Below are 7,176 nucleotides of genomic sequence, written 5' to 3'. Positions count from 1 at the left end.
GGGAAACTTGCTTTACTACGCGTCAGTGTCACAACTAACACCTGCCACACTGAGTATGATGGCCTAATCGGTAGAGTGACTCGATTATGCCTCGCACTGCGGGCCGCTGCTTTCACAGCGTTCTTCTCTCTTAATTCAGAAAGAAGATGGTGCATCCGGGAGGATTCGAACCTCCGACCGCTCGGTTCGTAGCCGAGTACTCTATCCAGCTGAGCTACGGATGCAAAATGGCGGTGAGGCGGGGATTCGAACCCCGGATGCAGCTTTTGACCGCATACTCCCTTAGCAGGGGAGCGCCTTCAGCCTCTCGGCCACCTCACCACACACGCCTCTTTCGAGTGCTTCGAAGAACTTGTTTCTGCTCTTCGTCGCTGCGATGGCGCACATATTACTTTCTGGTACTTATAAGTCAAACACTTTTTCGAGACCTTTTTCCGTTTGCACACTTCGCACGCAATTCGCGTGCAAAAACGGCAAAAAGGGCAATTTATCAACAGGAAATCAGACCTGGCGCTGGCATAACGCCAAACAGCCAAAGCGGCAAAGGGTGATGAAAACCGGTATTGCGCAGGGGAAAAAGTGAAAAAGGCAAAAATAACGGCGGGAAGGGATGCGCCTCACTGAACAGCGAGGCGCGGAAACCTTAGTAACTGGACTGCTGGGATTTTTCAGCCTGAATACGCTGGTAGATCTCTTCACGGTGAACAGATACTTCTTTAGGGGCGTTTACGCCAATACGAACCTGGTTACCCTTCACCCCTAAAACTGTCACAGTGACCTCATCTCCAATCATGAGGGTCTCACCAACTCGACGAGTCAGAATCAGCATTCTTTGCTCCTTGAAAGATTAAAAGAGTCGGGTCTCTCGTATCCCGGCATTATCCATCATATAACGCCAAAAAGTAAGCGATGACAAATACCTTGCGGTATAAGGCAGTCATGGCATCACATTCTGTTAAACCTAAGTTTAGCCGATATACACAATTTCAACCCGACTTTATCGTTATCAGTACTTATGACGCAAGGTGCCGTTTCCCCGAGGTTACGGCACCTATACCCGCCATACTTCAAGTTGCCTGTGTGTTGGCTTTCCTCACTCACCCCAGTCACTTACTTGAGTAAGTTCCTGGGGATTCGCTGCGTCGCCGCCTTCCAGCCACTCGAATTATTTAGGGTATAGGCGTTTATAGTTATTACAGTTTTGCGCTGACCCAGCCTTTCACACTGGCTAACGCTGCAGGGAGAGCAGACGCATCGGTACCACCGGCCTGCGCCATATCCGGACGACCGCCCCCTTTACCGCCCACCTGCTGAGCGACCATACCAACCAGCTCCCCTGCCTTCACGCGATCTGTCACATCCTTAGACACACCGGCAATCAGGGAAACTTTACCGTCTGCGACCGTAGCCAACACCACAACCGTCGAACCCAGTTGGTTCTTCAGATCGTCAACCATGGTACGCAGCATCTTCGGCTCCACGCCGGCCAGCTCGCTGACCAGCAGCTTAACGCCGTTAATCTCTTCCGCTTTGCTGGAGAGGTTTGCGCTCTCCTGCGCCGCAGCCTGCTCTTTCAGCTGCTGCAGCTCTTTTTCCAGCTGACGGGTACGCTCCAGCGCGGCGCGAACTTTCTCGCCGAGATTGTGGCTGTCGCCCTTCAGCAGCTGTGCGATATCGCTGAGCTGATCGCTCTGCGCGTGCAGCATGGCTATCGCGCCTTCGCCGGTTACCGCTTCGATACGGCGCACGCCAGCGGCGGTACCGGACTCAGAGGTGATGCGGAACAGGCCGATATCACCGGTACGCGCCGCGTGAGTCCCGCCGCACAGTTCGGTGGAGAAGTCGCCCATCTGCAGCACGCGGACGCGGTCATCGTATTTCTCGCCGAACAGCGCCATGGCGCCGGATGCGCGCGCGGCATCGATATCCATAATGTTGGTTTCGATAGCCAGGTTACGACGGATCTGCGCATTGACCAGATCTTCGACTGCACGGATCTCTTCCGGCTTCATCGCTTCGAAATGCGAGAAGTCAAAGCGCAGCGCTTTATCGTTAACCAGCGAGCCTTTCTGCGCTACATGGGTGCCGAGCACCTGGCGCAGCGCCGCATGCATCAGGTGCGTCGCGGAGTGGTTCAGACGGATACGCTGACGGCGAGCCTCGTCCACATCGGCCTGCACCGCGTCGCCCACTTTCAGAGAACCGCTGGCGACTTTACCGATATGACCAATGGCCTGACCGTACTTCTGCGTGTCGCTGACGGCGAAGGAGAAGCCTGCGCCTTTCAGTTCGCCTTTATCGCCCACCTGGCCGCCGGACTCCGCATAGAACGGGGTCTGGTCGAGGATCACTACCGCTTCCTGGCCCGCGCTGACACTATCCACCGCTTTACCGTCGATAAACAGCGCAGTCACTTTGCCGTTCAGCTCCAGATGATCGTAGCCTTTAAATTCAGAGACTCCGTCAACGCGGATCATCGCGTTATAGTCAGCGCCGAAACCGCTGGACTCGCGCGCGCGGCGGCGCTGCTCTTCCATGGCGGCCTCAAAGCCAGCTTCGTCAACTTTAATGTTGCGTTCGCGGCAGACGTCCGCCGTCAGGTCGACCGGGAAGCCGTAGGTGTCGTACAGACGGAAGGCCGTTTCGCCATCCAGCGTGTCGCCTTTCAGCTTCGACAGCTCTTCATCCAGCAGCGCCAGTCCGCGCTCCAGAGTACGGGCGAACTGCTCTTCTTCAGTTTTCAGTACCTGCTCAACCTGAGCCTGCTGCTGTTTCAGTTCTTCACCGGCGGAACCCATCACGGCGATCAGCGGGGCAACCAGTTTCCAGAAGAAGGTGTCCTTCGCGCCCAGCATGTTGCCGTGACGGATCGCACGGCGAATGATGCGACGCAGTACGTAGCCGCGGTTTTCATTCGACGGGATCACGCCGTCAGCAATCAGGAATGCACAGGAGCGAATGTGGTCGGCAATCACGCGCAGCGACTTGTTCGTCAGATCGGTGGCGCCGGTGACTTTCGCCACGCTGGCGATCAGATCGCGGAACAGGTCGATATCATAGTTGGAGTTAACGTGCTGCAGCACGGCGGCAATACGCTCCAGCCCCATACCGGTATCAACGGACGGCTTCGGCAGCGGCTCCATGGTACCGTCAGCCTGACGGTTGAACTGCATGAAGACGATGTTCCAGATCTCGATGTAGCGGTCGCCGTCTTCTTCCGGGCTTCCCGGAGGGCCGCCCCAGATGTGATCGCCGTGGTCAAAGAAGATTTCGGTGCACGGGCCGCACGGACCCGTGTCGCCCATCTGCCAGAAGTTATCAGAAGCAAACGGCGCGCCTTTGTTGTCGCCGATGCGGATGATACGCTCGCGCGGAACGCCTACTTCGTTAGCCCAGATGTCGAACGCTTCGTCATCGGTCTCGTAGACGGTGACCCACAGCTTCTCTTTCGGCAGGGCGAACCAGTTTTCACCGGTCAGCAGTTCCCATGCGTATTTGATGGCATCCTGCTTGAAATAATCGCCAAAGCTGAAGTTGCCCAGCATTTCAAAGAAGGTGTGGTGACGCGCGGTGTAACCGACGTTTTCCAGATCGTTGTGTTTACCACCCGCACGCACGCAACGCTGCGCGGTGGTCGCGCGCGAGTAATTACGTTTATCGAGGCCAAGGAAGACATCCTTGAACTGGTTCATCCCGGCGTTGGTAAACAGCAGGGTTGGATCGTTGTGCGGTACCAGGGAGCTGCTGGCAACTACCTGATGTCCCTTACTATGGAAAAAGTCGAGAAACGCCTGACGGATCTCAGCGGTGCTCTTGCTCATAATTATCCTGAAATCAAGCTACACGTCATCCTTCAAGTCGCCTCTGTCCTGGCTGCGCTTGCTCTCCCGGCACCGAACTGACGTGCGTTCCAGAAGATGTTCTCTCTTGCCGCCCTGATGCAGCTTGAATGATTTTGTGTATAAGGAATAATCGCCCTGGACGCTGTCTGTACTGTCACAACCAGCGGCCCGACGGAATAAAGTGGGAATAAGATAAGTTTTCTTTACGGCGAAGTAAAATCCCCGATGGGTCAATCTGCAAAATTTCGCCAGATTTCCTGGATATCTTCCATCAGGTAGCCGCGGTAAAGCAGGAATCGCTGAACTTTCACTTTTTCAGTAAAGGCGGAAGGTAACGGTTCGCCGTATTTACGCTGCGCCTGCTCCCTGGCAAGGCTCACCCAGTCGATATCACATTCGCGCATCGCCTGTTCAACGTCCTGGCGGGCAATCCCTTTCTGGCTGAGCTCCTGACGAATGCGCGCCGGGCCATAGCCTTTGCGGCTCCGGCTGGCGATGAACTGGCCGACAAAACGGTGATCGTCGAGATAGCGGTTTTCGATACACCAGGCAACCACCTGCTCCAGCTCTTCGGGGGTGACGTCCAGCGCCTCGGGGCCATTTTTGCTCATTACTGGTGCAGCCAGTTTGCGCCGCAGCTCCTGTTCGCTGTGGTCGCGCATGGCCAGAATGCGGATAGCGCGGTCCAGCAGGCGGGCGTAGCCGGAGCGGCGTGATGAAGGTTCAGTCACAGGCACCTCAATAATCTAAAAAATGCAAAAGGGCCGCATAAGCAGCCCTTTATCACTCTGTTAGACGATATCAGAAATCTTGTTCCGTTTCTTCTGCGTCGTTGCCGTCAACGGCGAAGTCCGGCGTAGAGTCCTGGTTGTTGAGCAGCAGTTCGCGAACTTTCTTCTCAATTTCTTTCGCCGCCGCCGGGTTCTCTTTCAGCCAGGTGATCGCGTTCGCTTTACCCTGACCAATTTTGTCGCCGTTGTAGCTGTACCAGGCGCCCGCTTTCTCAATCAGCTTCTCTTTCACGCCCAGGTCAACCAGCTCGCCGAAGAAGTTGATGCCTTCACCGTAGAGGATCTGGAATTCAGCCTGTTTGAACGGCGCGGCGATCTTGTTCTTCACCACTTTGACGCGGGTTTCGCTGCCGACGACATTGTCGCCCTCTTTCACCGCGCCGATGCGGCGGATGTCCAGACGCACGGAGGCGTAGAACTTCAGCGCGTTACCGCCGGTGGTGGTTTCCGGGTTACCGAACATTACGCCGATTTTCATACGGATCTGGTTGATGAAGATCAGCAGCGTGTTGGACTGCTTCAGGTTACCCGCCAGCTTACGCATCGCCTGGCTCATCATACGCGCCGCGAGACCCATGTGAGAATCGCCGATTTCGCCTTCGATTTCCGCTTTCGGCGTCAGCGCCGCCACGGAGTCGACGACGATAACGTCAACCGCGCCGGAGCGCGCCAGCGCGTCACAGATTTCCAGCGCCTGTTCACCGGTATCCGGCTGAGAACACAGCAGGTTGTCGATATCCACGCCCAGTTTGCGCGCATAGACCGGGTCCAGTGCGTGTTCGGCATCGATGAACGCACAGGTTTTACCTTCACGCTGCGCTGCGGCGATAACCTGCAGCGTCAGGGTGGTTTTACCGGAGGATTCCGGCCCGTAGATCTCGACGATACGGCCCATTGGCAGACCGCCGGCGCCGAGCGCAATATCCAGAGAAAGCGAGCCGGTGGAGATGGTTTCTACGTCCATAGAACGGTCTTCACCCAGGCGCATGATGGAGCCTTTACCGAATTGCTTTTCGATCTGGCCCAGTGCAGCCGCCAACGCTTTCTGTTTGTTTTCGTCGATCGCCATTGTTACTCCTAATCATGCAGGGTGAAGCGTGTTCGCTTCGCCGTTAATATTTGTTCAGTTGAGGCAATTATACTGTATGGTCATACAGTATCAAGTGTTTTGTAGAAATTGTTGCCAGAGCAGATTGAGCGCATAGGCCGTCGCCTGACGACGCACCGCTTCGCGGTCTCCGGCAAAGCATTCGCGCCGCGTCACGCCTTGCCCGCTCACGCTGGCGACACCAAACCACACCGTGCCGACCGGCTTTTCGTCGCTGCCGCCATCCGGCCCGGCGACGCCGCTAACGGAGATGGCATAGTCCGCGCGCGCCGCGCGCAGTGCGCCGATCGCCATCTCGACCACCACCGGTTCGCTCACTGCGCCGTTGTCCCGCAGCGTCGCTTCGCTGACGCCGATCATTTGCGATTTGGCTTCGTTGCTGTAGGTCACAAAGCCGCGTTCAAACCACGCTGAGCTGCCGGCAATATCGGTGATCGCTTTCGCTATCCAGCCGCCGGTGCAGGATTCCGCCGTGGTCACCGTCGCACCGCGCGCCTTCAGCGCCCGGCCCACCTTCTCGCTTAGCTGCATTAATTCTGAATCGGTCATTATCGCCCCGCTTTGGTCTGGATAAAGAGGCCATCAAAGATAGCACTTTCCACAGAGATATGGGGACGAGGTGTGGAATTTACGAGGGGACATCCAAAATGAATCATCCCGGCGACGCCGGGATGATAAATCGCACGATTACTTCATGCTGGCGGCGATCAGCGCCACGTTATGACGCATCATTTTCACATAGCTATCCGCGACGCCACCCGGTGCGGAGAGCGCCTCCGGATAGAGTTCGCCCCCCGGCTGGGCGCCTGTCGCGCTGGCGATTTGCTTCACCAGCCGCGGGTCAAGCTGGTTCTCCATAAACCAGGTATGGACGCCATCGGCTTTGATTTGCTTAATCAGCGCCGCCACCTGCGCCGCGCTGGCCTCGCTCTCTGAAGAGAGCCCCTGTGGCGCGAGGAATGTCACATTGTAAGCGCGGCCAAAATAGCCGAAGGCGTCATGGCTGGTCAGGACCTTGCGCTTTGCCAGCGGAATGGCGCTGAACTGCGCTTTCGCCCAGCCGTCGATATTCGTCAACTGCTCGATATAGCGCTTGCCGCTGCTGGTCAACGCCGCTTTATCTTCCGGGTCGGCTTTCACCAGACCATCGAGGATATTCTGCGCATACAACGCACCGTTCGCCGCGCTGTTCCAGGCGTGGGGATCGGTCACCGTTTTGCCATCCTCATCAAGGGTATGGGTCTTGACGCCTTTCGAGGCCACCACCAGCTCGCCCTTAAAACCAGAGGCCTTAATCAGACGATCCAGCCACCCTTCCAGCCCCAGGCCGTTGACCACCACCACGTCGGCCTTGCTGAGCAGCGCACTATCTTTCGGCGAGGGCTCGAAGGTGTGTGGATCGCCGTCCGGGCCGACCAGCGTATCGACATGGACA

At 56.8% G+C, this 7,176-nt stretch carries 6 protein-coding genes and 2 tRNA genes; all 8 read right to left on the bottom strand.

The window, feature by feature from the left end:
• Positions 1 to 147 precede the first annotated feature (147 nt).
• Positions 148 to 224: transfer RNA gene (locus CW267_RS29235), tRNA-Arg, on the bottom strand.
• A gap of 4 nt (positions 225 to 228) precedes the next feature.
• A tRNA-Ser gene (locus CW267_RS29230) sits at positions 229 to 321 on the bottom strand.
• Positions 322 to 643: 322 nt separating this feature from the next.
• The gene (gene csrA / locus CW267_RS29220; RefSeq protein WP_000906486.1) at positions 644 to 829 is read right to left on the bottom strand and encodes a carbon storage regulator CsrA; all 186 of its coding nucleotides are present in this window, start codon (positions 827 to 829) and stop codon (positions 644 to 646) included.
• 364 nt (positions 830 to 1,193) lie between these two features.
• Positions 1,194 to 3,821: an alanine--tRNA ligase gene (gene alaS / locus CW267_RS29210; protein ID WP_008806151.1), complete on the bottom strand. Its 2,628-nt coding sequence runs from the start codon at positions 3,819 to 3,821 to the stop codon at positions 1,194 to 1,196.
• A gap of 251 nt (positions 3,822 to 4,072) precedes the next feature.
• Positions 4,073 to 4,573 (bottom strand): recombination regulator RecX, encoded by a 501-nt coding sequence (gene recX, locus CW267_RS29205; protein ID WP_008806152.1) that lies wholly within the window; start codon positions 4,571 to 4,573, stop codon positions 4,073 to 4,075.
• A gap of 70 nt (positions 4,574 to 4,643) precedes the next feature.
• On the bottom strand, positions 4,644 to 5,702 hold the full coding sequence (gene recA, locus CW267_RS29200) for a recombinase RecA (RefSeq protein ID WP_004205686.1): 1,059 nt from the start codon (positions 5,700 to 5,702) through the stop codon (positions 4,644 to 4,646).
• A 90-nt stretch (positions 5,703 to 5,792) separates the two neighbouring features.
• Positions 5,793 to 6,290 (bottom strand): nicotinamide-nucleotide amidase, encoded by a 498-nt coding sequence (pncC, locus tag CW267_RS29195; protein ID WP_012540790.1) that lies wholly within the window; start codon positions 6,288 to 6,290, stop codon positions 5,793 to 5,795.
• A gap of 138 nt (positions 6,291 to 6,428) precedes the next feature.
• Positions 6,429 to 7,176, bottom strand: a 748-nt coding sequence (locus CW267_RS29190) for a metal ABC transporter solute-binding protein, Zn/Mn family (RefSeq protein ID WP_101148701.1), incomplete at its 5' end; no start/stop codon positions are given.

The sequence above is a fragment of the Klebsiella sp. X1-16S-Nf21 genome, assembly GCF_002837615.1.
GTDB lineage: Bacteria > Pseudomonadota > Gammaproteobacteria > Enterobacterales > Enterobacteriaceae > Klebsiella > Klebsiella variicola.
Note: the sequence above shows the minus strand (reverse complement) of the source record. Positions and strands in the feature narration are given on the sequence as shown.

What these genes read in the sequence shown, in the direction of transcription:
- csrA (WP_000906486.1), bottom strand. Translation starts at nt 829, where the DNA reads ATGCTGATTCTGACTCGTCGAGTTGGTGAGACCCTCATGATTGGAGAT.
- alaS (WP_008806151.1), bottom strand. Translation starts at nt 3,821, where the DNA reads ATGAGCAAGAGCACCGCTGAGATCCGTCAGGCGTTTCTCGACTTTTTC.
- recA (WP_004205686.1), bottom strand. Translation starts at nt 5,702, where the DNA reads ATGGCGATCGACGAAAACAAACAGAAAGCGTTGGCGGCTGCACTGGGC.
- pncC (WP_012540790.1), bottom strand. Translation starts at nt 6,290, where the DNA reads ATGACCGATTCAGAATTAATGCAGCTAAGCGAGAAGGTGGGCCGGGCG.